Annotated in this window: 25 protein-coding genes, 1 tRNA gene and 1 pseudogene; 18 read left to right on the forward strand and 9 right to left on the reverse strand. The window is 68.4% G+C overall.

The window, feature by feature from the left end; all coding sequences use genetic code 11:
* The first annotated feature begins 99 nt into the window (after positions 1–99).
* From BLR21_RS20665 to BLR21_RS42620, 3 genes and pseudogenes are all read left to right on the forward strand, one after another.
* Positions 100–1,668 carry a discoidin domain-containing protein gene (locus tag BLR21_RS20665; protein ID WP_338061058.1) on the forward strand — a complete coding sequence of 523 codons (1,569 nt, stop codon included), beginning with the start codon at positions 100–102 and terminating at the stop codon, positions 1,666–1,668.
* Positions 1,669–1,714: 46 nt separating this feature from the next.
* Positions 1,715–2,919 (forward strand): annotated as a pseudogene (locus tag BLR21_RS42615) (MFS transporter); the annotation flags it as partial.
* A 6-nt stretch (positions 2,920–2,925) separates the two neighbouring features.
* On the forward strand, positions 2,926–3,792 hold the full coding sequence (locus BLR21_RS42620; RefSeq protein ID WP_420843903.1) for a TolB-like translocation protein: 867 nt from the start codon (positions 2,926–2,928) through the stop codon (positions 3,790–3,792).
* Here BLR21_RS42620 and leuA read toward each other — a convergent pair.
* On the reverse strand, positions 3,789–5,612 hold the full coding sequence (gene leuA, locus BLR21_RS20675; protein ID WP_090007477.1) for a 2-isopropylmalate synthase: 1,824 nt from the start codon (positions 5,610–5,612) through the stop codon (positions 3,789–3,791). The two genes, BLR21_RS42620 and leuA, sit on opposite strands and share 4 nt — an antisense overlap.
* A gap of 633 nt (positions 5,613–6,245) precedes the next feature.
* Here leuA and BLR21_RS20680 point away from each other — a divergent pair.
* From BLR21_RS20680 to BLR21_RS20690, 3 genes are read left to right on the forward strand one after another with little or no spacing between them, the layout of a single operon-like run.
* On the forward strand, positions 6,246–6,542 hold the full coding sequence (locus tag BLR21_RS20680; protein WP_090007478.1) for a hypothetical protein: 297 nt from the start codon (positions 6,246–6,248) through the stop codon (positions 6,540–6,542).
* A gap of 18 nt (positions 6,543–6,560) precedes the next feature.
* Positions 6,561–6,848 (forward strand): hypothetical protein, encoded by a 288-nt coding sequence (locus BLR21_RS20685; RefSeq protein WP_090007479.1) that lies wholly within the window; start codon positions 6,561–6,563, stop codon positions 6,846–6,848.
* Positions 6,849–6,858: 10 nt separating this feature from the next.
* Complete coding sequence (locus BLR21_RS20690) at positions 6,859–7,359, forward strand: NUDIX domain-containing protein (protein ID WP_090007480.1); 501 nt, start codon at positions 6,859–6,861, stop codon at positions 7,357–7,359.
* On the opposite strand, the gene BLR21_RS20695 is transcribed toward BLR21_RS20690, so the two are convergent.
* The gene (locus BLR21_RS20695) at positions 7,345–7,905 is read right to left on the reverse strand and encodes a nitroreductase family protein (protein WP_090007481.1); all 561 of its coding nucleotides are present in this window, start codon (positions 7,903–7,905) and stop codon (positions 7,345–7,347) included. The genes BLR21_RS20690 and BLR21_RS20695 overlap by 15 nt on opposite strands.
* Positions 7,905–9,128: a glycosyltransferase family 39 protein gene (locus BLR21_RS20700; protein ID WP_256334826.1), complete on the reverse strand. Its 1,224-nt coding sequence runs from the start codon at positions 9,126–9,128 to the stop codon at positions 7,905–7,907. Before BLR21_RS20700 ends, BLR21_RS20695 begins: the two co-directional genes overlap by 1 nt.
* 104 nt (positions 9,129–9,232) lie before the next feature.
* Here BLR21_RS20700 and BLR21_RS20705 point away from each other — a divergent pair, with 104 nt between their 5' ends.
* The 9 genes from BLR21_RS20705 to BLR21_RS20745 all read left to right on the forward strand — a co-directional run bounded on the left by BLR21_RS20705 (position 9,233) and on the right by BLR21_RS20745 (position 19,199).
* Complete coding sequence (locus BLR21_RS20705) at positions 9,233–10,498, forward strand: aspartate kinase (RefSeq protein ID WP_090007483.1); 1,266 nt, start codon at positions 9,233–9,235, stop codon at positions 10,496–10,498.
* A complete protein-coding gene (locus tag BLR21_RS20710) occupies positions 10,495–11,559 on the forward strand; it encodes an aspartate-semialdehyde dehydrogenase (protein WP_090007484.1) in 1,065 nt (354 codons plus the stop codon). The genes BLR21_RS20705 and BLR21_RS20710 overlap by 4 nt, the downstream gene beginning before the upstream one ends.
* 59 nt (positions 11,560–11,618) lie before the next feature.
* On the forward strand, positions 11,619–11,999 hold the full coding sequence (locus BLR21_RS20715; RefSeq protein WP_090007485.1) for a hypothetical protein: 381 nt from the start codon (positions 11,619–11,621) through the stop codon (positions 11,997–11,999).
* A gap of 30 nt (positions 12,000–12,029) precedes the next feature.
* Entirely contained in the window at positions 12,030–12,566 is a 537-nt protein-coding gene (locus BLR21_RS20720; RefSeq protein ID WP_143027797.1) for a hypothetical protein, read from the forward strand.
* Positions 12,563–14,566 (forward strand): ADP-ribosylglycohydrolase family protein, encoded by a 2,004-nt coding sequence (locus BLR21_RS20725; protein ID WP_143027798.1) that lies wholly within the window; start codon positions 12,563–12,565, stop codon positions 14,564–14,566. The genes BLR21_RS20720 and BLR21_RS20725 overlap by 4 nt, the downstream gene beginning before the upstream one ends.
* Positions 14,567–14,657: 91 nt before the next feature.
* On the forward strand, positions 14,658–15,395 hold the full coding sequence (locus BLR21_RS20730; protein ID WP_090007488.1) for a class I SAM-dependent methyltransferase: 738 nt from the start codon (positions 14,658–14,660) through the stop codon (positions 15,393–15,395).
* Positions 15,392–16,798, forward strand: coding sequence for a gluconokinase (locus BLR21_RS20735; protein WP_090007489.1), 1,407 nt, complete (start codon positions 15,392–15,394; stop codon positions 16,796–16,798). The genes BLR21_RS20730 and BLR21_RS20735 overlap by 4 nt, the downstream gene beginning before the upstream one ends.
* A 38-nt stretch (positions 16,799–16,836) precedes the next feature.
* A complete protein-coding gene (locus BLR21_RS20740; protein WP_090007490.1) occupies positions 16,837–18,027 on the forward strand; it encodes an MFS transporter in 1,191 nt (396 codons plus the stop codon).
* A complete protein-coding gene (locus BLR21_RS20745) occupies positions 18,024–19,199 on the forward strand; it encodes an MFS transporter (protein WP_090007491.1) in 1,176 nt (391 codons plus the stop codon). The genes BLR21_RS20740 and BLR21_RS20745 overlap by 4 nt, the downstream gene beginning before the upstream one ends.
* On the opposite strand, the gene BLR21_RS20750 is transcribed toward BLR21_RS20745, so the two are convergent.
* Entirely contained in the window at positions 19,175–20,227 is a 1,053-nt protein-coding gene (locus BLR21_RS20750) for an alpha/beta hydrolase (RefSeq protein WP_090007492.1), read from the reverse strand. The two genes, BLR21_RS20745 and BLR21_RS20750, sit on opposite strands and share 25 nt — an antisense overlap.
* A gap of 65 nt (positions 20,228–20,292) precedes the next feature.
* Here BLR21_RS20750 and BLR21_RS20755 point away from each other — a divergent pair, with 65 nt between their 5' ends.
* The 3 genes from BLR21_RS20755 (at position 20,293) to BLR21_RS20765 (ending at position 21,862) form a co-directional block, all read left to right on the forward strand.
* Positions 20,293–20,865, forward strand: a complete 573-nt coding sequence (locus tag BLR21_RS20755; RefSeq protein ID WP_030477613.1) for an NADPH-dependent FMN reductase — start codon at positions 20,293–20,295, stop codon at positions 20,863–20,865.
* 81 nt (positions 20,866–20,946) lie between these two features.
* Positions 20,947–21,369, forward strand: a complete 423-nt coding sequence (locus BLR21_RS20760; protein ID WP_030477612.1) for an organic hydroperoxide resistance protein — start codon at positions 20,947–20,949, stop codon at positions 21,367–21,369.
* A gap of 16 nt (positions 21,370–21,385) precedes the next feature.
* Entirely contained in the window at positions 21,386–21,862 is a 477-nt protein-coding gene (locus BLR21_RS20765; protein WP_090007493.1) for a Dps family protein, read from the forward strand.
* A 3-nt stretch (positions 21,863–21,865) separates the two neighbouring features.
* Here the strand turns inward: BLR21_RS20765 and BLR21_RS20770 are convergent, their stop codons facing one another.
* From BLR21_RS20770 to BLR21_RS20790, 5 genes are all read right to left on the reverse strand, one after another.
* A complete protein-coding gene (locus BLR21_RS20770) occupies positions 21,866–22,819 on the reverse strand; it encodes a DUF4872 domain-containing protein (RefSeq protein WP_090007494.1) in 954 nt (317 codons plus the stop codon).
* A gap of 179 nt (positions 22,820–22,998) precedes the next feature.
* A complete protein-coding gene (locus BLR21_RS20775) occupies positions 22,999–24,810 on the reverse strand; it encodes a prolyl oligopeptidase family serine peptidase (RefSeq protein WP_256334827.1) in 1,812 nt (603 codons plus the stop codon).
* A gap of 193 nt (positions 24,811–25,003) precedes the next feature.
* Complete coding sequence (locus BLR21_RS43890) at positions 25,004–25,135, reverse strand: hypothetical protein (RefSeq protein WP_256334828.1); 132 nt, start codon at positions 25,133–25,135, stop codon at positions 25,004–25,006.
* Positions 25,136–25,551: 416 nt separating this feature from the next.
* Positions 25,552–25,625 (reverse strand) — tRNA-Pro (locus tag BLR21_RS20785).
* A gap of 19 nt (positions 25,626–25,644) precedes the next feature.
* On the reverse strand, positions 25,645–26,598 hold the full coding sequence (locus BLR21_RS20790) for a metallophosphoesterase (RefSeq protein WP_176929723.1): 954 nt from the start codon (positions 26,596–26,598) through the stop codon (positions 25,645–25,647).
* Between the last annotated feature and the right edge of the window lie 38 nt (positions 26,599–26,636).

Here is a 26,636-nt window from a genome sequence, read left to right on the forward strand (position 1 = left end):
CCGTTGACCTGCGTGTTCGGCCGCCGTTAACGTCCGAACTCAATTGGAAAGCTTGTTTACCAATCCTTCGAGCCGCCGCCCTTGCCCAGGAGGAACGAAGTGATCAAAAAGCACACCAGAGCTGGTGTCGCGATAGCCCTGTTCGCGTTGGTGGTCCCCCAGATCGCCGCGTCGGGTACGGCCAATGCGGCTGACTCCCTGCTGTCCGCCAACAAACCCACCACCGTCTCGTCCGTCGAGGCCGAGACCTTCGGCGGCGCCAACGCCGTCGACGGGAACTCGACCACCCGGTGGGCGAGCCTCGAGGGCGTCGATCCGCAGTGGATCGCCGTCGACCTCGGTGCCGCCGCCACCATCTCCCGGGTCAAGATCAACTGGGAGGCGGCGTACGCCTCCGAGTACAGGATCCAGACTTCCAGCGACGGCTCGTCGTGGAGCACCAAGAAGACCCTCACCGGTCAGAACGGTGGCATCGACGACACGACCCTGAGCACGTCAGGCCGCTACGTGCGGATCTACGGCACCAAGCGCGGGACGCCGTGGGGCTACTCGATCTTCGAGCTGGAGGTCTGGGGCAGCAACCCGAACGGTGACAACACGGCGCCGACCGCGCCGTCCGGGCTCGTCAGCACCGGCACGACGTCGAACTCGGTCAGTCTGCAATGGACGGCCGCGACCGACAACGTCGGCGTGACCGGCTATGACGTCCTGCGCAACGGCAGCGTCGTCGGCACGCCCACCGGCACCACCTTCACCGACACGGGTCTGGCTTCCGGCACGGCGTTCACCTACACCGTTCGTGCCCGTGACGCCGCAGGCAACCTCGGGCCCGCGAGCAACTCGGTGCAGGCGACCACCAAGCCTGCCCTCCCCGGCGACACCATCACGGTCGTCGCGGCCGGTGACATCGCGTCGCTGACGAACAGGGAGCACTACGAGACCGCGAGGCTGATCGACCAGATCAAGCCGAACCACATCCTCACGGTCGGCGACAACCAGTACGACAGCGGCACGATCACGGAGTTCCGGAACCACTACGACAAGTCGTGGGGCAGGTACAAGAGCATCACCCACCCCGCGACCGGCAACCACGAGTGGGAGGACGGCCTCAACGGCTACAAGTCCTACTTCGGTGCCCAGGCCTACCCCCAGGGCAAGCCGTACTACAGCTGGGAAGCCGGCGACTTCCACTTCGTCTCGATCGACTCCCAGAAGATGTACGACACGGGTGCCGACTCGACGCAGATGAGCTGGCTGAAGGCCGACCTCGCCGCGAACACCAAGGCGTGCGTCGTCGGTTACTGGCACCACCCGCGCTTCAACTCGGGTGAGTACGGCGACAAGTCCAAGATGTCGACGGTGTGGAACGCCTTCGCCGACGCCAAGGCGGACCTGGTGCTCAGCGGTCACGACCACCACTACGAGCGACTGGCCCCGCTGAACAAGAGCGGATCGATCGACCGGACCAACGGCATGCGCTCCGCGATCATCGGCATCGGTGGTGACTACCTCTACTCCAACGTCAAGCCTCGTGCGGGCGTGGAGAACTGGTTCGCCGACTCGCACGGCGTCGTGAAGTTCACCCTGTCCGGTCGCTCCTACTCGTGGGAGGTCATCGACACGGCGGGCAAGGTGCGCGACAAGGCCGGTCCTTACAACTGTCGTTGATCGGTTCTGGCAGCTAGTCGGATCTGGCTGTTGATCGGAGGCCGTCGTGTACATCGCTACCGCTAGACAAGCTCCGGCATCTGGTGGCACCGGCAGGATCGCGGGGAACGTGCTCGCGTTGGGCGCGGTGTCCCTGCTCACGGACGTCTCGTCCGAGATGGTCACCGCCATCCTGCCGCTGTACCTGGTGCTGGGACTGGGGTTCTCCCCACTGCAGTTCGGTGTGCTCGACGGCATCTACACCGGTGTGACGGCACTGGTCCGCGTTGTGGGCGGTCATGCCGCGGACCGCTGGCAACGGCGCAAGTTCGTGGCCGGACTCGGATACGGGATCTCGGCGCTGGGCAAGCTCGGCCTGCTCGCCGCCGGGACCTCGGCCACCGCGATGGGGCTCGTGCTGGCCGGGGACCGGACCGGCAAGGGCCTGCGCACCGCGCCGAGGGACGCGCTGATCACGTTGAGCAGCGAGCCTTCGGCGCTGGGGCGGGCCTTCGGTGTCCACCGCGCGATGGACACCGTGGGCGCGTTCCTCGGCCCACTGCTGGCGTTCTGTCTCCTGTGGACGCTGCCGGCGCGCTACGACGTGGTGTTCGTGGTGAGCTTCTGCTTCGCGGCCTTGGGTTTTCTGGTTCTGGTGCTCTTCGTGCGTGATCACCGTGACGTGCTGCCACGCGTCGCGGTGTCGCTGCGATCGGCTTTCGGGTTGTTGCGGTCCAGGCCGTTCCGGCGGGTCTGCCTGGTCGCGTGCGGGCTCGGGTTCCTGACGCTGGGCGACGGGTTCATCTACCTGTTGCTGCAGAAGAAGCTCGACGTCGAGCTCGCCTACATCGCGTTGCTGCCCCTCGGCACGGCCGGTGTGTACCTGCTCGCCGCCGTGCCGCTGGGTTCACTGGCCGATCGCGTGGGTCGGTGGAAGATCTTCCTCTTCGGCCATCTCGCGCTGCTCGGCGCGTACGTGCTGCTCGCCGGTGTTTCGGGGATCTCCCTGCTGGTCGGCGTTCTGGTGCTGCACGGGCTCTTCTACGCGTGCACCGACGGCGTGCTCATGGCCGTCGCCGGGCCGATGATCCCGGACGAGCTGCGCACGTCCGGTCTGGCCCTGCTGCAGACCGGGCAGGTGCTCGCCCGCGCCGCCTCTTCCGTTCTCTTCGGTGCTCTTTGGACGTGGTTCGCTTGGTGAGGATCCTGATCGTGATCGCCGCCGTGATCGCGCTGGGCGCGGGCGCCACCGCCTACGCCCTGCGCGCTCCGGCCGAGATTTCCGTTGCCGTGGAACAGGGTCCGGTCGAACTCTCGTCCGGACGGCTGATGTTCGTGGACGAGGTGAGCGGCAGGGTTGCGTCGGTGCCGCTGACCGACCCGTCCGGTCCGCGGCGGGTTAGTTCGTTGTCCTGCAAGCGGTTCTTCACGGCAGGTGGGCAGGGGCTGTGCCTCGCGGACGCCTCCGGCCCGTTGCCCGGCTCGACCGCCGTGTTCGTCGACCGGGGACTGGCCGAGCGCCGCCGCGTCGAGATCGACGGCGTGCCCAACCGCGCCAAGCTGTCGGCGGACGGGCGGATGGCGTCGTGGACGACGTTCGTCACCGGCGACTCGTATGCGCAGGCAGGCACGTTCTCCACCCGCACCGCGATCTTCGACCAGCAGACGGAGGCCTACGCGAGCAACATCGAGGGCACGTCCGTCGCGGGCATGAAGACCGTCAACGACATGAACTGGTGGGGCGTCACGTTCGCCTCGGACGACCGCACGTACTACGCGACGATGAGCACCGCAGGAAAGACGTACCTGGTGCAGGGCGACGCGGTGGACGAGTCGGCGAAGACGTTGCGGGAGAACGCCGAATGCCCGTCGCTCTCCCCGGACGGCAAGCGCGTGGCGTTCAAGAAGCGCGTGCCCGGCGACGGCGCGCGACCGTGGCGCCAGCACGTGCTGGACCTGACCACGATGGTGGAGACACCGCTGGCCGAGACCCGTGGGATCGACGACCAGGTCGTGTGGCTCGACAACGACACCATCGCGTACGGCCTGCCGGGTGAGGGCATCTGGGCCGTGCAGGCGAACGGGGAGGGCGCGCCGCGGCAACTGGTGCCGCACGCGTCCTCCCCGTCGGTTGCTCTTGGCTAACGCTGTGCGCGGTTGATCGCCGACACGATCGCGCGGAACGACGCCGCGACCGTGGAGGAGTCGATGCCCACGCCCCACAGCACGCGGTCGCCCACGGCGCATTCGACGTAGGCGGCCGCGCGGGCGTCGTCACCGGCGGACAGCGCGTGCTCGGCGTAGTCCAGCACCCGCACGTCGTAGCCCACCGAGGCGAGCGCGTCGACGAACGCGGCGATCGGACCGTTGCCCGAGCCCGTGATCTCCTGCTCGTCGCCGTCGATCAGCAGCGTCGCGGTGATCTCCTCGCGGCCACTGCCGTCCGCCAGCGCCCTGTGCTTGAGCAGGTACAGCGGCACCTTGCCGTGCAGGTACTCCTCCGCGAAGGCGTCCCACATCTCCTTCGGGTTGATCTCGCCGCCCTGCGTGTCGGTGACCTCCTGGATCACCTTCGAGAACTCGATCTGCAGCCGCCGCGGCAGGTCCAGGTGGTGCTCCTGCTTCATCAGGTACGCCACGCCACCCTTGCCGGACTGCGAGTTGACCCGGATGACGGCCTCGTAGTTGCGGCCGACGTCCTTCGGGTCGATCGGCAGGTACGGGACCTCCCACAGGAAGTCGTCGACGTGCTGGCCGGCCTCCTTGGCGTCGGCCTCCAGGGCCTCGAAGCCCTTCTTGATCGCGTCCTGGTGCGAGCCCGAGAACGCGGTGAAGACCAGGTCACCGCCGTACGGGTGGCGCTCGGGTACCGGCAGCTGGTTGCAGTACTCGACGGTGCGGCGGACCTCGTCGATGTCGCTGAAGTCGATCTGCGGGTCGATGCCCTGGCTGAACATGTTCATCGCCAGCGTGACCAGGCAGACGTTGCCGGTCCGCTCACCGTTGCCGAACAGGCAGCCCTCGATGCGGTCCGCACCGGCCAGGTAACCCAGCTCGGCGGCGGCGACACCGGTGCCGCGGTCGTTGTGCGGGTGCAGACTCAGGATGATCGCCTCGCGGTTGGCGAGGTTCCTGCTCATCCACTCGATCGAGTCGGCGTAGACGTTCGGCGTGGCCATCTCGACGGTCGCCGGCAGGTTGATGATCAGCGGCTTCTCGGGCGTCGGCTGGATGACCTCCTGGACCGCGTTGCAGACCTCCAGGGCGTAGGACAGCTCGGTGCCCGTGTAGGACTCGGGGCTGTACTCGTAGCGGAAGTCGGTCTCCGGGTAGCCCTGTTCCTGCTGCTTGGCGAACCTCGCCGCCTCGACGGCGATCTTCTTGATGCCGTCCCGGTCGCTGCGGAACACGACGCGGCGCTGCAGGATCGACGTCGAGTTGTAGAAGTGGACGATCGCCTTGTTCGCGCCCCGGAGCGACTCGAACGTGCGGGCGATCAGCTCCTCACGGCACTGCGTCAGCACCTGGATCGTGACGTCGTCCGGGACGGCGCCGTCCTCGATGATCTCCCTGACGAAGTCGAAGTCCGTCTGGCTGGCCGCCGGGAAGCCCACCTCGATCTCCTTGAAGCCCATGCGGACCAGGAGGTCGAACATCTTGCGCTTGCGCGCCGGGGACATCGGGTCGATCAGGGCCTGGTTGCCGTCTCGCAGGTCTACCGCGCACCACAGGGGGGCCGTTGTGGTTTTCTTCGTCGGCCAGGTGCGGTCCGGTACGTCGATTACCTCTACCAGGTCTTGGAACGGGCGGTAGCGGTGGAACGGCATGCTGCTGCCCAGTTGGCGGTTCCAGGACTGCTGGGTGTCCGGGGCCGGGCGGGACGGCTTGCGGATTCGGCTGGTGCCTGAGGTGTAGGCGTCTGCCCCGTCTGGGGTCGTGGTGGTGAAAGCCTCGTTCGAGGTCATGGGGGTTGTGCTCCTGCGGGTCGTTTGTCGGGAACGACCGGCGGCAACGCTGAAGCCCGCGACGGGGGGCCGGTCTGATCAGACCCCGTCACGGCAGCGAAGCAGGAGGGAACGCCACACGTCGGACAGAGTAGCCACAGATCGGGGGTTGGTGGAACTTGGCGACCGGATCGTGGGATGTTTGCGGCGTTGGGGGGCTGGGGCTTGCGGGTCGCGACCGGGCGGGTGGTCACCTTGCGGGCGGCGACCTTGCGGTTGCGTGCTTCCCCTGGGGGCGCTGCCCCCAGACCCCCGGCAATCTGATCAGGGGGTAGCGCCGCCTGCGGGTTGATGGCACGCCTGTTGCGTTGGGCGGCCGCCGGTTGCTTAGAGAGTGCGTTGGCGGTGGGGTCCCATCACGAGCCGCACCAAGAGCGGGCCACATGCAGGTAGGGGTGTCAACTCGACGAAAAGCGTGTCGAGTTGACACCCCTACCTGCATGCAGCAAGAGCTATGGCGCGACTCGTGATGGGACCCCACCGCCCGGCCCCCGTATGGAAGGACGGCTCGCCTGCGGCGTCGCGTGTGGGTCGGCTGCGGATGCAGGTCAACCTGCAAGTTTTGGTTTGCTTGGACCTGGGAATCGTTCATGTATGTCCAGATTACGTACCTCCAGCGGTCGCGGCACGGCTTCCCGCGTGATCAGCGGCATCGGTGCGCTCTTCGCCCTCATCGAAGTGCTGTACATCCTGATGATCGTGTTGGGCGCGAACCAGGGGAACGCGTTCTTCAAGTTCATCGCGTCCCTCGCCGAGCCTCTCGCCCTGTTCTTCCCGGGGCTCTTCGCGACTGGCAACTACAACCTCGACGTCTTCCTCAACTACGGTCTTGCTGCCGTGTTCTGGCTGGTTGTGACCGGTTTGATCGCGCGTGCGGTATCGCGCTACTGAGTAGTAGATTCCGGCGGTATGCGGACGCGTGTGGTTGGTATCGCCGCCGGAGTCATCAGTTGGGTCGGCCTTGCGCTGGCGGTCTTGCTCGTCGTTCATGTCGTGCTGACCGTCGGCGGGGCCAACCCTGGCAACCCCATCACCAGCACGGTCAGGTCGGTGGCCGAGCCGGTGGCGTTGGCGTTCAAGGACCTCTTCTCGCCCGAGGACGCCAAGTTGCGGGTGATCGTGAACTTCGGGCTGGCCGCGTTGTTCTGGCTGGGCGTTCGAGCGATCGTCCTTAAGCTCGTTAGGCGGCTGAACTAGGTTCCTGGTCATGGCGCGCGACGACTTCTGCAGCAGCTGTGGCACTCGGTACTCCGACACGTCCGCGTACCCGCGTAGGTGCGTCGGTTGCGGGCACATGGTGTGGGCGAACCCCTCGCCGGTGGTGGTGCTGCTTGTGCCTGTGAAGGACGGGCCCCGGACTGGGCTGTTGACTGTGCGCCGGGCGATTCCGCCTGTCGGTGAGCTGGCGTTCGTCAGTGGCTTCATGGATCGCGGTGAGTCCTGGCAGCAGAGTGCCGTGCGGGAGCTTGAGGAAGAAGCCAACGTGCGCATTCCGCCGGAGGATCTGCGGCCGTTGCACTTCGTGTCCACGCCGGACGGTGGGACGGTGTTGATGTTCGCTACCGCGCCTGCGATCAATGCCGAGGACATGCCGCCGTTCGTGCCCAACGACGAGGCTTCCGAGCGCAAGGTCATCTTTGACTGCGTGCCGTTGGCGTTTCCGCTGCACAACGACGTTGCGACCAAGTACTTCTCAACTGAACTGTGACTTGCCCCAGGTGTCGGTGAAGACGGTCTCGGAGAGCGGCAGGCGCTGGCGTTCGCGCTGCTCACGGGCCTGAAGGTCCTCGGGGAGGGCGGACAGGTCGCCGTGCCTGCCCAGTGCCATGGCCACCAGCGGGCGGACGTCGGCGGGCATGGAGAACGTCTGGTGGGCCGCTTCCTTGTCGAAGCCGCCCATCATGTGCGCGATCAGGCCCAGGTCGACGGCCTGCAGAGCCATGTTCTCCATGGCGAGGCCCAGGCCGAACTCCACGTTCGGGATGTCGCCTCTGTGGTCGGTGGTGAGCACGCAGCCGATCAGCAGGACCGAGGCGCGGAAGGCCCAGGTTTTGTTGCCGCGGGTCAGGGTCTCGAAGATCGCGTCGAACGTCTCGGTGCCGCGGTGACCTGCGATGAAGCGTGCCGGTTGGCTGTTGCCGTGGGACGGGGCCCAGCGGCCCGCCTCCAGCACGGTGCGGAGTTCGTCGTCGGACACCGTCGCGTCAGCGGAGAAGGCGCGCGGGCTCCAGCGCTTCGAGATCAGCTCGTTCATCAGATCGCATACTGCCAAACGGCCAGTGAGTAGGCGCCGAACCATGCGCTGAAGAGCGTTGCCATGCCCAGGATCGTGAGGACGGTGGACGGGCGGCGGCGGGCCAGGACCAGGGCCAGGGGGAGCAGCAGGGTGAAGGCCGGGAGCAGCAGGCGGGCCTTCGAGTTCATCAGGCCGTTCGAGCCCAGGTCCATGACCAGGACAGCGAGGCCGTAGACGACCAGCGGCCACTCCAGGCGGCGCTGGAAGGCGTAGAAGACCAGGACGATCGCGAGGGCCAGGAGCCAGACGGTGCCGGTCTCCAGCAACGAGCGCGGGTTGCCGAGGTGGCCCAGGGCGAACTCCCAGGTGGCCGCGCCGCCGTCGAACTTCGAGCCCCAGCCCCGTTGCTGCACGCCGAACCAGCCCATGAGGTCGCCGGTGCGGACGGCCACCCAGCCCAGGTAGCCGAGCAGGCCGAGAGGGGCGATGGCGCCGCCCACCCAGGCCCGCCAGTCCTTCCGGTCGGCCAGCACGGCGACCAGTGCGGCCAGGCCGACGGCGACGATGAGTGCCGCCGCGGTCGGGCGGACGAGGCCTGCCGCCGCGGCGCAGACGCCGGCGAGGATCCAGCGTTTCTTCACCACGCCTACCAGCGCCCAGACGGCGAACGCGCAGAACGTGGCCTCGGAGTACGTCATCGAGAGCACGACGGCCATCGGGGACGCGGCGAACAGCGTCACGAAGATCAGGCCCGCGCGGTTCGAGCCGTCGCGGACGGCCCGGCCCAGGACGAACAGGCCGTACGCGCAGAAGAGCCCACTGATCAGGCTGACCGCGAAGGCGGCGCCGACCACGTCCACGCCCGGCAGCCCGTCGACCCACCTGACCAACGCCGGGTAGCCGGGGAAGAAGGCGAGCGGGGTCTCGGCGGTGCGGCGGCCGAACGCGTCGTACAGCTGTGCCGGGACGCCGTTGTAGCCGCCCGACGCGATGCCGAGGAACCAGTCGCCGTCCCACGACCTCAGGTTGCCGGCCGAGGTGTCGGCCTTGCCGGTCAGCTTGTTCTGGTACTCCACGACGAGCTGCAGGACGAAGAGCCCGACCTGCCGGACGAACAGGTAGATGAGCGCGGGAGCGGTCCAGAGCGCCGCCGGGTGTCTGAGCGCTTCGGCCATCCGCGAGCGCGCACTGCTCTGATGCACGGCTGCTGGGGCCTCCACGACATCGGTACTCGACGACACCCGGACAGAGTAGTCACGCGCATCACGGCTCCAGAGTCTCACCAGGTGGTCCGGGTAGGCTGCCTTCGACGTGGGGTTTTAGTCGCGCGAAGGAGGTCAGGTCGGTGGCGCTCGTCGTCCAGAAGTACGGCGGTTCATCGGTTGGAAGCGCCGAGCGGATCAAACGCGTGGCCGAGCGCATCGTGGCGACCAAAAAGGCGGGGAACGACGTCGTCGTCGTCGTGTCCGCCATGGGTGACACGACTGATGAGCTGCTCGATCTCGCCCGCCAGGTCTCGCCGGTGCCGCCCGCCCGTGAGCTCGACATGCTCCTCACCTCCGGTGAGCGGATCTCCATGTCACTGCTCGCGATGGCGATCAACACACTCGGTGCCGAGGCGCGCTCGTACACGGGCTCGCAGGCCGGCGTGATCACGACTTCGGTGCACGGCAAAGCGCGGATCATCGACGTGACGCCGAGCCGGATCCAGGACGCGACGTCCGAGGGGGCCATCGCGATCGTCGCGGGCTTCCAGGGCGTCTCCCAGGACTCGAAGGAGATCACCACGCTCGGCCGTGGCGGCAGCGACACCACCGCGGTGGCGCTCGCGGCCGCGACGAAAGCCGACGTGTGCGAGATCTACACCGACGTGGACGGCGTCTATACCGCCGACCCGCGCATCGTGCCGAACGCGAAGAAGCTCGACACGATCACGTATGAGGAAATGCTCGAGATGGCCGCGTGTGGCGCCAAGGTGCTGATGCTCCGCTGCGTGGAGTACGCCCGCCGCTACAACGTGCCCGTGCATGTCCGCTCTTCGTTCAGCAACAAGACCGGAACCATCGTGTCCGGTTCAGTGGAGGACCTTCACGTGGAACAGGCGATGATCACCGGCGTCGCGCACGACCGGTCCGAAGCCAAAATCACCGTTACCGCCGTCCCCGACCACCCCGGCATCGCGGCCAAGATCTTCCGCGTCGTCGCGCAGGCGGAGCTCGACATCGACATGGTCGTGCAGAACGTGTCGCAGGCGGCGTCCGGCCGGACGGACATCACGTTCACGCTGGCCAAGGTCGACGGCCCGCGCGCGGTGGCGGCCCTGGAGAAGTCCCGCGGCGAGATCGGGTTCGACCAGGTGCTCTACGACGAGCACGTCGGCAAGGTGTCGCTGATCGGCGCGGGCATGCGTTCGCACCCCGGCGTCACGGCGACGTTCTGTGAGGCGCTGGCCACGGCCGGCGTCAACATCGACATCATCTCCACCTCGGAGATCCGCATCTCGGTCATCTGCCGCGACACCCAGCTCGACGACGCCGTCCGTGCCCTGCACGACGCGTTCGACCTGGGCACCGACGAAGAGGCCGTCGTTTACGCAGGGACTGGACGATGACCGCCCCCGTTCTCGCGCTCGTGGGCGCGACCGGTGCCGTGGGCACCGTGATGATCGACATCATCAACACCCGTTCCTCCGTGCCGTGGGGCGAGATCAGGCTGATTGCGTCCCCGCGCTCGGCGGGCAAGAAGATCAACGTGCGCGGCCAGGACGTCACGGTCGTCGCGCTGTCGTCCGAGGCGTTCGACGGCGTCGACATCGCGATGTTCGACGTGCCGGACGAGGTCAGCGCCGAGTGGGCGCCGATCGCCGTCGAGCGCGGCGCCGTCGCGATCGACAACTCCGGTGCGTTCCGGATGGACGCCGACGTGCCGCTGGTCGTGCCCGAGGTGAACGCGGACCAGATCAACGAGCGTCCGCGCGGCATCATCTCGAACCCGAACTGCACGACGCTGTCGATGATGGCGTCGCTGGGCGCACTGCACCGCGAGTTCGAGCTCAAGGAACTCGTCGTGGCCTCCTACCAGGCCGCTTCCGGCGCCGGCCAGTCCGGCATCGACCGCCTCTACGCCGAGATCGCGGCGCTGGCGGGCAAGGAGGCGGGTGTGTCGGCGGGCGACGTGGCGCAGGCGCTGGCCGCCGCCGGTCTGTCCGCCGAGGACTCACCGTTCCCCGCTCCGCTGGTGCTGAACGTGGTGCCGTGGGCCGGTTCGCTGAAGGACGGCGGCTGGTCGTCCGAGGAGCTGAAGGTCCGCAACGAGGCCCGCAAGATCCTCGGCATCCCGGACCTCAAGGTCTCCGCGACGTGCGTCCGCGTCCCGGTCGTCACGACCCACTCGCTATCCGTCCACGCGACGTTCGCCCGCGAGATCACGGTCGAGGCCGCGCACAAGATCTTCGAGTCGCAGCCGACGATCGTCCTGGTCGACGACCCGGCCGCGCAGAAGTTCCCGACGCCCGCGGACACCGTGGGCGAGGACCCGACGTACGTCGGCCGCGTGCGCCAGGCGCTGGACTTCCCGAACACGCTGGACTTCTTCGTGTGCGGTGACAACCTGCGCAAGGGTGCCGCGCTGAACACCTACGAGGTCGCGGAAGAGCTCGCGAAGCGCCTCTGAACGACGTGAGTCGAGGGCCCCTGCCGGTGCGAAACGGCAGGGGCCTTCTACTTGTCCGCATGAGCCTGCTTGTGTCCGTCTACCTCCTCGACGAGAACGGCGACAGACAGTTCCCGGAGACCCCGGCCGCCTGCGAGGAGCTCGCGGGGTTCGAGAGCTGGCGCACCGAGGTGTGGGGCAACGAGGCCGTGCGTGCTCTTGGCGCCAGGTTCTTCCCGGTGCTGGCGGAGAACGACCTCTACGTGACGCCGGTCCAGATTCCGGACTTCATCCGGGAGACGAAGGTCCTCCGCGCGAACCTGGCCTCCTTCGCGCCGCAGGGCGTCGACGAACGCCGCACCCGCGAGTGGTACCTGGAGGGGATCTCCGCGCGCTTGGCCGACATCCAGATCGCGGCGGGCTGGGCATTGGGCGCCGGTGGCGGCATTGTCATCTGGTGACGCCGTCCGTCCGGGTATGGTCGGACGGCGATGGGGGAGATCGAATGGATCAGGCCGCCGCGACTTTCTCAGGTCGTGGCCGCCTATCAGGGTTTCGCGCACGGCGCGGGTGTCCGGACAGGACTGGTCGACCAGCTGGTCGCGTGTTCGGCAGGAGATCCGCTGACGGCGTTGGCCGAGTGGGCCACGCAGCCGTCCGTCCAACCGGACCTGGTGTCGCGGCAGGCGGGAAACGGCGTCAGATCGCAGGGGCCTGGTGCGTTGGTCTGGGCGCTGCCCGCCGCCGTCCGGCGCCTCGAGGCAGACCAGGTCCGCGAGCTCGTCGCCCTCACGCACGGCAAGGACTCGCCGGCCGCCGATGCCGTGATCATGCTGGCCGAACACCTCTTCGAGCCCGAGCAGCTCGACGCTCCTGACGCCGACCCGTCGACCGCGGCGGGGGCGTTGGCACAGGCCGTCCGGGGTGAAGGCCGAGGTGTCGCGCGGGCGATCGCGGGAGCGCTCAGGGGCGGGCCGGAGCACGACGTCCGGAAGGTCGCCGAGGAGCTGCACCGGAGGTCGTGGTGAACAGGGACGAGGCGCTCGCGATCGCCGAGCGGTGGATCCTGGAGCACCGGGGCGAGGAGTTCCGGATCGACCAGGACAGCGTGTTCCGCACGCGGGACGGCTGGGAGATCGGCTACGCCGTTCCGGGTGAGGACGGCAAGGTCCGCGCCGGTGGCAGGTGGCCCAGGCAGGGCGTCGAGGTGCATGTGCTCGGCACCACGGCCGTCATCGAGGACGGCAGCGTCAAGGACCGGCCGTGGGAGGCGCGGGTCGATCCGGAGCTGATCTCCATGCCGGGCATGCGCACCGACCCGGACTTCACCGCCGTCGCCGGCTGGACCGCCGATGGTGAGTTTCACCCGAACCCGGCGCGGATAGCGGGCCCGATCGCGGCCGGCGACCCTCTGCCGCTCACCCCGATGGAGCGGTTCCTCGACTACGTCGGACGCGGCTGGTACGGCCTGGACCAGTTGGGGCACAACGGCGTCCACGGCGAGGTCCTCATCCCCGGGGAAGTGCCGGCGACCCGGTTCGACTACCCGGAGACCCTCCCGGTCTTCACGAGGCCGGACCTGCTGCCCGCCGGCACGGCGGTGTGGACACGGGTCGCACTCAACACGTTCATCAGCAAGGTCTTCGCCGGCGACGACTTCTCCGGCACCCGGCCACAGCACCTGCACATCAACCCCGGCCTGTCCTTCGACACCGAGCTGCGGATGTGGACCTTCGTGGACGAGGCCGCCCAGCACCTCAGGATGTGCGGTTGCGCGCAGTACGGCGCGTTCAAGGTCGAGCGCTCGCCGTGGCTGAGCAGGGCGGACATCGCGACGCTGGACCACATCGTGAGCTCGGGCCCGGTCCACGCCGTGCCGGTGCGCACCGTCAAGGTCGAGTTCACGCTGGGCGTCGACGAGCAGGGTCGCAGGTTCGTCGTACGGGAGCGGGAAGCGGGTCAGGACAACGGAAAGCTGCGCGGCTGCCTGATCGGGGGTGCCATCGGTGACGCGCTGGGCGCCAATACCGAGAACCTGCCGATGGAGGTCGTCTACGAGCGCCACGGTCCGCAGGGCATCACCGACCTGCCCGACGACCCGGCGATCACCGACGACACCCAGATGACACTGTTCACGTTCGAGGCCATGATCAGGGCCCATGTGCGTGAGCGGACCACCGGTAACGGCGGGATCGTCGCGGTTGTGCAACACGCCTACCAGCGTTGGCTGCACACCCAGAAGACGCCGTGGGAGAAGGCACGCGGACCACTGTCCACTCTGGACGAGCCGGACGGCCGTCTGATCGGCCACCGCGACCTGTTCCGCCTGCGGGCGCCCGGTCTCACCGTGACGTCGGCGTTGCAGCAGTACGGCCGCACCGGCGTGATGGCCACGGCCGAGAACCCGGCCAACGACTCGAAGGGCTGCGGCGGCGTCATGCGCGTCGCACCGATCGCCTTCTACGCCGACGACGCTTCGCAGGCTTTCGCGCTGGCCAAGTGCGCCGCCGAGCTCACGCACGGCCATCCGAGCGGGTACCTGTCCGCCGGGTTCTTCGCCGTACTCGTCTGGGAGGCGTTGAGGGGCAAGGGGTTGCTCGACGGCGTCGACACGGCGATGAAAGCGGTCGTGCGGCACGAGGGCCACGAGGAGGTCGTCGCCGCCGTCGAGCACGCCATCGAGCTCGCCGCGCTCGGAGAACCGAGCGTGGCGCGCGTGGAGGAGTTGGGCGGGGGCGGCGTCGGTGACACGGCGCTCGCGATCGCGTTGTACTCGGCGCTGGTCACCGACGATCCGAACGAGGCGTTGCTGATCTCGGTCAACCACGGCGGCGACAACGACTCGACGGCGTCCCTGTGCGGCAACCTCGTCGGTGCGCTGCACGGCGTCGAGAAGATCCGCCCGGACTGGGTGGAGCGCGTGCAGTTCCGTGACGTCATCGACGAGATGGTCGCGGACTGGGAGACCGAGACGGGCCCGAACCCGCCGATGACCCAGGAGTGGTTCGCCCGGTATCCGCCGTCCTAGGGTCTGTTTCACAGGTCCGTGTTCGCGATAGCCGGGCCAGGCTCGACTCTCATCGAACGAGACCTGTGAAACAGACCCTAAGGTGTGATCCATGGCGGAGAGCGACGATCAGTACGACGCGTTGGGCGCGATCTACGAGCGCGCCAAGCACATCCCGACCGGACTGGCCGAGCGCGCGACGCTGCTGTCCGCGGTCGGTGACCTGCTGGGCCGCTCGGTGCTGGACGTGGCCTGCGGAACCGGGTTCTACGCCCGGCTCTTCCACGACCTCGGCGCGACGAAGGTCGTGGGCGTCGACTCGGCCGGGGAGATGATCGGCTATGCGCGCCACGTCGAGGAACGCGAACCGCGTGGCATCACCTACGAGCAGCACGACGCGACGGATCTGCCGGTGCTCGGCGAGTTCGACGTCGTGACGGCCGTGTGGCTGCTGGGCTACGCGGACGACGAGTCCGCGATGGACGCCATGATCGCGAACCTGACCGCGAACCTTGCTCCCGACGGCCGGCTCGTCGTGCTGGTGCCGAACCCGGACGCGGACTGGGACCTGCTCGCGCAGTACGGCCGCTACGGCTACGAAGTCACCCGCACCGGCCCGATGAACGTGAAACAGCCGGTCAGCGTGCACGTGCTGGGCGATCCGCCGTTCGACTTCGACTCGTTCTACTGGGAACGCGGCGTGTTCGACGGCGCGCTGACCCGAGCGGGTCTCGAAGTCACGCGGGAGCCCGCCGTGACGCCGGTCGACGACCGTGGCGAGGAGTTCTGGGGACCGTTGCGGCAGTCCCCGAGCTTCGCTGCCTTCTCGGCCGTGCGAGGCGTTCGGTGATCGTTCTCGCGGTGGACCTCGGCACCTCGGCGACCAAGGTCGTCGCGGTCGACGCGCAGGCTCGTGTCGTCGCCTCGACCGAACGCCGCTATCCCATGCACACCAGCGGTCTCGAAGCCACGCACGACCCGCGGCAGGTGCTCGACGCCGCGCTCGACGCCCTCCGCGAACTGGCGTCGGAGGACGTGCGGGCCATCGCGCTGACCGGTGCGATGCACTCGATCATGGGTCTGGACGCGGACCTGAGTCCGATCACGGACGCGCTGAGCTGGGCCGACAACCGTGCGATCGAGCAGACCGAACGGTTGCGGGGGACCGAGGAAGGCCGCGTGCTGCACCAGGCGACCGGCGCGCCGATCCACTCGTTCACCCCGCTGATGAAGCTCGCCTGGTTCCACGAGAACGGTGTCCGCGCCGCGAAGTGGTGCGAGATCAAGGACTTCGTGCACCTGCACCTGACCGGCGCACTGATCAACGAGCACTCGTCCGGCTCCGGCACGGGCCTGATGAACATCCACACCCTGCAGTGGCACGAGCCGTCGCTGGAGTTCGCCGGCGTCACCGCGGACCAGCTCCCGCCGCTGGTCGAGCCCACCCACTCGACGCCGTTGACGGCCGTGATCCCCGGACTGCGCCCCGGCATCCCGGTGATCGTCGGCGGTGGCGACGGGCCGCTGGGCAACCTCGGCGTCGGCGCGGCCAGGCCTGGTGCGGGCGCGGTCTCGCTCGGCACCTCGGGCGCACTCCGCGTGGCGCAGCAGGGGCCAGGGGTCGACGACGAAGGCCGCACGTTCAGCTACGCCATCGGCGAGGGCCTCTGGGTTCGTGGTGGCGCGATCAGCAACGGTGGCGTGGTCGCCCAGTGGGCCGCGGAGACGTTCGGCATTCCGGTCGGCGACCTGCTCGCCCAGGCCGCCGACGTCGACTCCGATGGGCTCGTCGCGCTGCCGTATCTGCTGGGCGAACGGGCACCGTGGTGGGACCCGACCGCGCACGCCGCGTTGCTCGGCCTCCGGCGCGAACACACCCCTCAGCAGATCACCAAGGCACTGGTCGAGGGTGTGTGTCAGCAGCTGGCGCTCGTGCTGGACGCCGTGCCGCACGTCGAGTCGTTGCGGATCACCGGCGGTGCGTTCCGCGCTCCGATCTGGGCCCAGACGCTGGCGAACACGCTCGGCATGCCGTTGCACCTCACCGAGGACAGTGGCGGTTCGGCCGTGGGCGCGGCGCTGCTGGCGTGGCGGGCGTTGGACGAGATCGAGTCGTTGACCGTCGATCTCGTGCGGCCGACGCAGACGATCACGCCGGATGAGGGGCTGGTCGAGAGGTACGCGAACGCACGGCCGTTCGTCGTGAAGGCCTACCGGGCGCTGGAAGACCTGTACGGCGAATCACATCGTTAGCAAAGAAAACCTTTTGCCATCCACGTGAGGATGGCGGTGTGGACCTCGCCCCGTTCAAACACGTCCTGATGCTGCCCAGAGTCCGTCCGTTCGCACTGCTGATGTTCTTCGCGAGGATGCCTCCGGCGGCCACGGGCGTGATCCTGATGCTGCACGTCGCGGTCACGCTGGACCGGGGCTACGGCGCGGCGGGGCTGGTCGGCGCGGCGGGCACGATCGGCATGGGCCTCGGCGCCCCGCTGATGGGCCGGCTGATCGATTCGCGGGGTCTGCGGTCGATGCTGGGCGTGAGCGTCACGGCCTCGGCGGCGTTCTGGCTGACGGCGCCGCTGATGGGCTACTGGACGTTGCTGGTGACGTCGTTCCTGGTCGGGCTGCTCGGCGTGCCGATGATGTCGATCGGACGGCAGGTGATCACCGCGCTCGTGCCGGAGAGCCGGCGCCGGATCGCGCTGTCCGTCGACTCGATCTCGGTCGAGCTGTCGTTCATGGGCGGGCCGGCGCTCGGCGTGTTCGTCGCGACGAGGTTCTCCACGAGCGCCGCACTGGTGTTCATCGGCGTCTCGATCCTGGTCGCCGGGGTGCTCCTGTACTGGGCGAACCCGCCGATGGTGCACGAGGACGAGGTCGTCGACGGGCCGCAGCCCCGCGTGTTCGAGTGGATGCGCGGACGGATCGTCGGCGTGCTGGTCGTGTGCGTCGGGGCGACGGTGTGCCTCGCGGGCATGGAGGTCTCGGCGATCGCGTCGCTGGAGCACATCGGCAAGCAGAGCTGGCTCGGCGCGGTGTTCTTCGCGATGTGCGCGGCGTCGATCGTCGGCGGCCTGGTCTACGGCGGCGTGAAGAGGGTGCCGAGCGTGCTGGTGCTGCTCGTCCTGATGGCCGCTCTGGAGATTCCGGTGGGCCTGGGCGACGGGAACGTGCTGCTGCTGTGCCTGCTCCTCGTGCCGATGAACCTCATGTGCGCGCCGTTGATCGCAGCCTCCGGTGAACACATCAGCAGGCTCGCGCCGCCTGCCGCCCGTGGCCTGGCGCTCGGCCTGCAGGGGTCGGCGTTCACCGTCGGCAACGCGATCGGTGCACCGATCGCCGGCGTCGCGATCGACCGCGGCGGGGCACCGGCCGGGTTCGCGATCGTCGGCGTGATCGGCCTGCTGGTCGCGGGCGTCGCCTGGTTGCTCTCGCGGCAGAACAAACCCGTTGCCAGCCAGGTGACGATGTCCTCGTGAACCTCGCCCCGTTCAGATCGGTCCTGGCGCTGCCGGGGGTTCGTCCCCTGATGCTGCTGATGCTGTTCGCCAGGATCCCTCCGACGGCGGCGGGCGTCACGGTGACGCTGCACGTCGTCACGACGCTCGACAAGGGCTACGCGGCGGCCGGCACGGTCGGCTTCGCGACCATGGTCGGCCTCGGGCTCGGATCGCCGTTGATGGGCAAGCTGGTCGACACCAAGGGCCTGCGGTTCGTGCTGGCACTGAGCCTGCTCGAGGGCGCGTTCTGGGTGACGGCGCCGCTGATGGACTACTACCTGCTGCTTGTGCTCGCGTTCGCCAACGGGCTCGTGGCCGTGCCGGTGATGTCGATCGGACGGCAGGCGCTCACCGCGATCGTGCCCGAACCGCAGCGCAGGCCCGCGTTCTCACTCGACTCGATCTCGGTCGAGCTGTCGTTCATGGTCGGGCCCGCCGCGGGCGTGCTGATCGCGACGAAGTACTCGACCGGGACGGCGCTGATCGTGATCGGCGTGGCGATCCTGACCGCGAGCGCGGTGCTGTTCGTCGTGAACCCGGTGCTGCTGCACGAGGACGACGTGACCGAGGGCCCGCCGCCCCCGTTGCGGCAGTGGCTGCGCGGGCCGATGATCGCGGCGCTGATCGTCCCGTTCGGCGCCACGATGGTGTTGTCCGGCATGGAGATCTCGGCGATCGCCTCGCTGGAGCGTTCGGGTCAGCAGAGCTGGCTCGGCCTGGTCTTCGTGGTGATGTGCGCGGCCTCGGCCCTCGGCGGGCTCTTCTACGGCAGCCTCAAACGGGTGCCGACCGGTGTGTTCCTGCTGGCGTGCATGGCTTTGCTGGAGATACCGGTCGGCCTCGGCGACGGCAACGTGTGGCTGCTGGCGCTCGCGTTGATCCCGATGAACCTCGCCTGCGCGCCGACGATCACGGCGTCGTCCGAGCTGATCGCCAAGAACGCGCCGCCCACGGCCCGCGGGCTCGCACTGGGACTGCAGGGTTCCGCCTTCACGTTCGGCGTCGCCGCCGGTCAGCCGCTCGCGGGGATCGCTGTCGATCACAGCGGACCCCCGCTCGGCTTCGTCGTGGCGGGCCTGGCCGGACTGCTGGTCGCCGGTGTCGGCTGGGTGCTGTCACGCCAGCGTCAGGCGGTCTCCTCCACGTCCTGAGCGGAGTTGGCCAGCGCGAAGCCGGTCCGGAGCGCACCGACTGCTTCGGACACGGCTTCGCGGAAGATCCCGCCGACGCCGAGCACGTTCGCGAAGCCGTGGAACAGGCCCTCGTGCCGGCGCAGCACCACCGGCACGCCCTCGGCGGCCAGCCGTTCCGCGAAGGCCTCGCCCTCGTCGCGCAACGGGTCGTAGCCCGCGGTCGCGATGTAGGTCGGCGGCAGGTTCGACAGGTCCTCGGCCAGCATGATCGACAGGCGTGGGTCGTGCCGGTCCTTGCCGCCGGAGGTGTACTGGTCGAGGAACCAGTCGATCTTCTCGTCGGTCAGGAAGAACCCGTTGCCGAAGATCTCCCGCGACCGGCGGCGCACCGACGCGTCCACGCCGGGGTAGAGGAGCAGCAGGAACGCGAGGTCGATCTCGGCGCTGTGGGCCGTGACGGCGGCCAGGTTGCCGCCCGCGCTGTCGCCACCGAGAGCGATCCGCTTCGGGTCGATGCCGAGGTCCTCGGCCTTCGTGACGGCGTAGCGCAGCACCTCCGCGGCGTCGTCGGCCGCGGCGGGGAACGGGGCCTCCGGGGCGAGCCGGTAGTCGGCCGCGAGCACCCGGATGCCCGCCTCCCGCGCGAGGAAGCGGCAGAGGTTGTCGTGGCTCTCCAGGCTTCCGGTCACCCAGCCGCCACCGTGGTAGAAGATCAACAGCGGGGAGCCTTCCGCGAGGCCGTCCGGCGTGTAGAGGCGCCCGGCGAACTCCCCGATCGTGAGATCGCGCGAACCCACTCCGGTGATCTTCGGACCGGAGACGAGTTTCGAACTCAACTCCAGGTCCAGTCGGCTCTCGGATGCTGTCCTCGTGCGCCAACCCGTCCCGGACAGTTGCTGGAGCCTGAGCAGCAACTGCGCCTCGGGATGCAGGTCCTGGCCGTCCAGACGGATCGGCGCACCGGCGAGGAGACGGCGCACGGGGCCGGGGAGGCCGAACGCGAAGCGCAGAGCACCGGCCAGCACGGCCGCCTGGAAGTTCGACATGTGGTGCAGGTTACTCGCGAGTAGTGCTGGATCTCCAGGTAGCTGGAGGTGAAAGGATCGTTGGCATGACGGTGACGGTGGTAGGCATCGGGGGCTCGATCAGGTCCGACTCGCAGTCCGAACGGGCGTTGCGGGTGGCTCTGGAGGGTGCTCGTGAGCTCGGTGCGCGAACGATTCAATACAGCGGCCCCGAGTTGGTGCTCCCGTTCTACGACCCGTCGGTGCCGGACCGCACGGACGTCGCCCTCCGGATGGTCGAGGACCTGCGCCGGTGCGACGGCGTGATCGTCGTGTCGCCCGGCTACCACGGCACCGTGTCCGGCCTGGTCAAGAACGCCCTCGACTACATCGAGGACCTGCGCGACGACGACCGTCCGTACCTCGACGGCCGCGCGGTCGGCACCATCACCGCCGCGTACGGCTGGCAGGCCGCGGTGAACACGCTCGCGGCGGTTCGCTCGATCGTGCACGCGTTGCGCGGCTGGCCGACCCCGCTGGGCTCCGCGATCAACTCCGCGCAGGTCAAGTTCGACGGTGACGGTGCCTGCTCGGACGCCGACGTCGACCGCAACCTGCGGATGATCGGCCGCCAGGTGGCCGAGTTCGCGTTGCGCCGTCCCATCTCGGACGTGAACTGAGTCACCCTGGGGCATTTAAGTCGTGCACGATGCGTTCTCCCTGAGTGAAAGGCTTTGATCACTCACTCAAGGGAGAGCGGAATGGAAGCGCTGTACACGGCTGAGGCGACTGCTTACGGAGAAGGCCGCAACGGTGAGGTTCGTTCCTCCGACGGTGTGATCGACGAGGTGCTGTCGATCCCGAAGGAGATGGGCGGCCCCGGTGGTGACGCGACCAACCCCGAGCAGCTCTTCGCAGCCGGTTACTCGGCGTGTTTCAACTCCGCCATCGCCGCGGTCGCGCGTGCCGGGAAGATTCAGGTCGCTTCTTCTGAGGTAACCGCCAAGGTGGGGATCGGCTCCAACGGCACCGGCGGCTTCCAGCTGGCCGTCGAGCTCGCGGTGAAGATCCCCGGACTCGACCAGGCGGTCGCGGAGAAGCTCGTCGAGCAGGCTCACCAGGTCTGCCCGTACTCGAACGCGACGCGCGGCAACATCGAGGTGGCGCTCACCGTCACCGTCTGAGGAGGCGCGTTTCACCATGGCCAAGAACCCGATCACCAGCCCGCTCGCCGACGCCGACCGCGACGCCGTCGGAGCCATTCTGCAGGCGACCCTGGTCGACCTCGTCGACCTCTCCCTGATCGGGAAGCAGGCGCACTGGAACGTGATCGGCAAGAACTTCCGCAGCGTCCACCTGCAGCTCGACGAACTGGTCGTCCTCGCGCGCAACGCAGCCGACCAGGTCGCCGAACGCGCGGCCGCTCTCGGCGTCACGCCGAACGGCACGGCGAAGACCATCGCCGCGTCGTCCGGCGTGCCCGAGATGAAGACCGGCTGGCTGAAGGAGGACCAGGTCGTCACGGCTATCACGGCTTCACTGGCGTCGCTGATCTCCCGCATGCGCTCGCGCATCGACGAGACCGACAAGCCCGACCTCGTCACCCAGGACCTGCTGATCGGCATCACGCAGGAACTGGAGCAGGCGCACTGGATGTGGCAGGCCCAGGCGGCCTAGCCGTCAGCTCGACATCAGCCGGCGGACGGCCCGTTCCTCGATGGAACGGGCCTCGTCGACTTTCCGGGCCAGTTCGTCGTAGTCGCCACCCCTGGCGATCTCCGACCAGAGCCTGCCGGACTCCTGGAACTCCTGTACGCCAGGAAGTCCGGCTTCGCTCAGGAACTCCGCGTACAGCGGCCGCGTGGCACCCGGTGCCGTGTACTCGACCTCCAGGCAGTCGTGCAGGCGCTTCTGCGGCAACGCGGGATCGTCGGCCCAGCGCTGGGCCCAGCCCTTCTTTCCCTTGTCGCGCAACTGCTCCGCGAACCTGCGCATCCCGGAGAAGCCGAAGTTCACGTCGAAGTTGTTGCCCAGCACCGGCCCGGTCAGGTGCTCGCACGTCATCCGCACCGCCGCCGCGACGTCCGGCTCGCCCCGGCGCTCACCGATGCTGATCATCTCGTGCTTGCCCTGCCCCCAGCTCGTCATGAACTCGGCGAGCGGCTGTTGGTGCGTGCCGCGGTCGTGCACCGTGACGGTGTCGCCATCCGTGCCGAGCACCCCGACCGGGTGCTTCTCCTTGCCCAGCAAGCAGATCACCGGCCCCTCAGCCGATCGCAACTGCTGCTCGGCCTTGCGCGCGGAGGTGGTGCTGGTGACCTCGTGCGCGATGCCGGCATGCATGAGCGCCGTCGGGATGAACGGCGCCGGGTGATGCCGCGCCACGATCGTCATCGTGGGCGTGTGACCCTTGTACTCGAACACGAAGTACATGAACCCGATGCCGCCGGCAAGCCCGGCCAGCATCGCCTCGGACCACTCGTCGTCGAGCACCTCCCGCAGCAGCCAGGAGTCGTGCATCATCCCGGTGGGTCGCGCGTCTTTCAGCACATGCCTGCGGGCGGTGGTGTAGGACTCGCCGGTGCGCTCCATCCGGGCGCGAACCAGGCGCTTGAACGACTTCTGCTCGGTCATGGCGTGCCTTTCGCGGACGCGCAGCAGCCGTTCCCCACGCCTGGCTCCGCTCGTCCGGGCTGCGTACGTGCACACGACTGACCGGCGCCGGGAGGACAGGAGTCCCCTTTGCCTCCGCGACGCCGGCCAGCGTGGGTGACCGATCAGGAGGTGAGGCGCTCGGCGGCGCCGTCACCAGGTTACTTCGAAAGGTGCCGCCTTGCGAAGTCCACCTCGGCCGCCGTCTGCCGAATCGTCTCGGCGACGACCAGCGAGCCGTGGCCCGCGTCGTAGCGGTACATCTCGTAGGTGTGGCCGCGAGCCGCGAGGGCGTCGAGGTAGTTGTCGATCTGCCGGATCGGGCAGCGCGGGTCGTTCTCGCCCGCGAGGATCAGCACCGGAGCGGTGACCTGGTCGACGTACGTGAGTGGCGAGCACTCCTTGTACAGCTCGGGCAACTCCTCCGGGGAGCCGCCGAACAACGCGCGGTCGAACGCCCGCAGCGGTTCCATCTCGTCCTCGTAGGCGGCGAAGTAGTCCGCGACGGGAACGCCCGCGACGCCGACGGCCCAGCGTTCGGGCTGGGTGCCGATGCCGAGCAGGGTCAGGTAGCCGCCCCACGAGGCGCCGTTGAGCACCGACTGCGCCGGGTCGGTGAGACCGGACTCGACCGCCCAGTCGTGCACGGCGGCGATGTCCTCGAGTTCGGTGATGCCCGGCCTGCCCTCGATGGCGTCGCGCCACTTCGAGCCGTAGCCGCTGGAACCGCGGTAGTTCACGTGCACGGTGGCGAAGCCGGCGTCGAGCCAGACCGCGCGGTAGGCGGAGAAGCGGTCCTCGTCGGAGGAGTGCGGGCCGCCGTGGATCAGGAAGACGGTCGGGAACGGACCCTCGCCAGCGGGCTTCGAGACCAGCGCGTGCACGTCGCCGACGAACACGTCCTCCAGCTTGTGCGACGTCGCGGGCACGGCGCCCTGCGGCTCGACCAGCACGCGCTCGGTGCCGTCGGTGGCCAGCGCGCGGATGACCGTGGACCTCTCGGCGGACGACCACGAGTACTCGATCGTGCCGTCCGGCCGCACGCCCGCCGAGCCGATCACGCCGGGCGCGGTGTCCAGAGTGGACAGCTCTCCGGTCGCGAGGTCGTAGCGGTGCACGGTGTTGCGGGCGTGATGCGTGTGCACGACCAGCAACGCGGACGCGTCCGGGTACCAGTCCGCGGCGACCTCACCCGGCAGGTCGAGGACGATCTCCTGCTCGGTGCCGGCGGCGACGTCCCAGATCAGCAGCTCCTCGCGGCCGCGGCGCTCGTGCAGCACCAGCAGCCGCTGGTCGCCACGCACCGGGCTGAACGAGATGGCGTCGAGCCCCTTGCCCTTGCCGTCCCACTTCTCGGCGATCGTCCCGCCGTCCTCCGCGTTGAGCGCGCGCAACGCCATGTGCCGGTTGTCGCCGTGCTCGGAGTGCGCGATCACGACGATCGACTCGTCCTTGGCCATCGCGGTGACGCCGGCGTCGTTGACGTGCTGGTAGAGCACCTCGCTGCGGCCGTCGCGCGTCAGCCAGACCGTGGTGCCGTCGTCCGTAGACGCGGCCACGGCCGTGACGCTGCGGCCGATCTCCAGACCCGCCGGATAACCGGCCGTCACGTCCGCGACCGCAGGCTCGGCCTTGCTGCCGTCGGCCTTGAACGGCTCACGAACCCAGACGCCGAACTCGTCGCCGTCGTGGTCGTCGAACCACCAGATCTCGGTGCCGTCCGGGTTCAGCGTGGCGTGCGACGTGCCGTTCGGGCGGTCGGTGACCTTGCGGTGCTCGTCCGTGGCGCGGTCCCAGGCGTAGATCTCCCACACGCCACTGGCGTTGGAGACGTACAGGGTGCGGTCCGGAGCGTCGTCGGCCCAGCCGGGCAGGCTCATCCGGGGAGCGGTGAACCGCTCACGCCACCGGGTCTCGGCGGCCGGGTCCTCGAAGAGCTGTTCCGGGATGTCGGGAGAAGGGTGCGTGGTCACGGTTCAACACTAGAGTCCCGGCACCTGGTCACGGGTACCAGTAGCCGCCTGCTCGCGGTGCTGAACTGGATCCTGGCCGCCGGCGAGGCACTGGAACACCGCGCCGCGTGGTTCATCGGCTGAGTCAGCTCACGTGCCGGAAGTGCCGCAGCGCCAGCGGCTGCTGCAGGTACGCGTCCTCGTCCGGGAACCCCTATTGGCGGCCGAGCTCCTCGTCGAAGATCTGGTCGACCTGCCTCGATGTGCGCGACAGCGCCCTGATCGCGACGAAGACCACGATGAACCCGACGGCCACCACGGCCGTCACCCAGGCAGAAGTGAGCATGAAAACGATCCCCAGGCACTGGAGCACCACAATTGCCTTGGCCGCAATGACGATCCACGACCGGTGAGACGGGTTGGCGGCGGAGGCGGAATCCATCACGAACATCTCCCGACATATCCACGATGCCTGAACCACTGCCTTCGTGGCACGGATCAAGGCGGCAGTTACGCAACGTGAGTTGAACCGTCAACCTTCACCCTGAGGAGTTGACGTTACGTGGTCGTTCGTAAAGTTTGGTGCGGAACGATGGCGCTGTGCCATGCAAGAACGGTCCCGTCTACGGCCGCGCGTGTCGAGCTTCGTCACACGATTGGGTGACTTATCGGGACTTGACCCCAACTTCTCCGGAAACGGCCACAAAAACAAAACAGCCCCTGTCCGCATTTCTGCGACAGAGGCTGATCTGTGTTATTCAATCGGGGTGACAGGATTTGAACCTGCGACCTCTTCGTCCCGAACGAAGCGCGCTACCAAGCTGCGCCACACCCCGGCTGGGAACATGTAGAACTCTACATCATGTCCGCGCCAGCTCCGAATCGGACCCCCTCATTGCGCCCCTGAGCAGGCGTGACGGGCCGCGGAACCAAGGTCAGCAGGGAAGCCTCGGGAGGGCAGCAGAAGCGCACCGGCGCGTACGGCGAAGTGCCCATGCCGGCGGACACGTTCATCCACATGTGCGAACCCCAGCGCGAAACTCCGCGGGCTCGGCCCCGGTCCAATTCGCAGTTCGTCACAACGGCGCCGTAGAACGGGATGCGCAGCTGGCCGCCGTGGGTGTGGCCGGCCATCACGAAGTCGTAGCCGTCGGCGGCGAACGGGTCCAGGACGCGTGGTTCGGGTGAGTGGGTGACGCCCAGCCTCAGTGCCGCGGACGGGTCCGGGGTGCCGGCGATGTCGGCGTAGCGGTCGCGCTTCAGGTGGGGGTCGTCGAGGCCCGCGCAGAAGATGGCCTGGCCGTTCACCATGACGGTCTTGCGCAGGTGCGTGAGGTCTTCCCAGCCCCGTTCGATCATGCCTGCGCGCAGGTCGCGCCACGGGAGCGTCACGCCGTGGATGCGCTTGGTCTTGGAGGACGGCAGCAGGTAGCGCACCGGGTTCTTGAGCCTGGGCGCGTAGTAGTCGTTGCTGCCGAACACGAAGACGCCCGGCTTGTCGAGCAACGGGCCGAGCGCGCGCAGGGTGCCGGGGACGGCGTCCTTGTGCGCGAGGTTGTCGCCTGTGTTGACCACGAAGTCGGGGTTCAGGTCGGCCAGGGAGGCGACCCAGCGCTGCTTCGACACCTGGTTCGGCGTCATGTGCAGGTCCGAGATGTGCAGCACGCGGATCGGCTTGGCGCCGGGGGACAGGACCGGCACCGTGGCGGTGCGCAGGGTCCAGTGCCTTCTCTCGATTCCCGCCGCGTACGCGACGGTCGCGGCGCCGAGAGCGGTCGTGGTGAGGAGGGCGCGGCCCAGCTTGTTCACACGTCAAGGGTACGGAAGGGCGGTAACTCGATCGGCGC

This window comes from Lentzea albidocapillata subsp. violacea (assembly GCF_900100275.1).
Lineage (GTDB): Bacteria > Actinomycetota > Actinomycetes > Mycobacteriales > Pseudonocardiaceae > Lentzea > Lentzea violacea.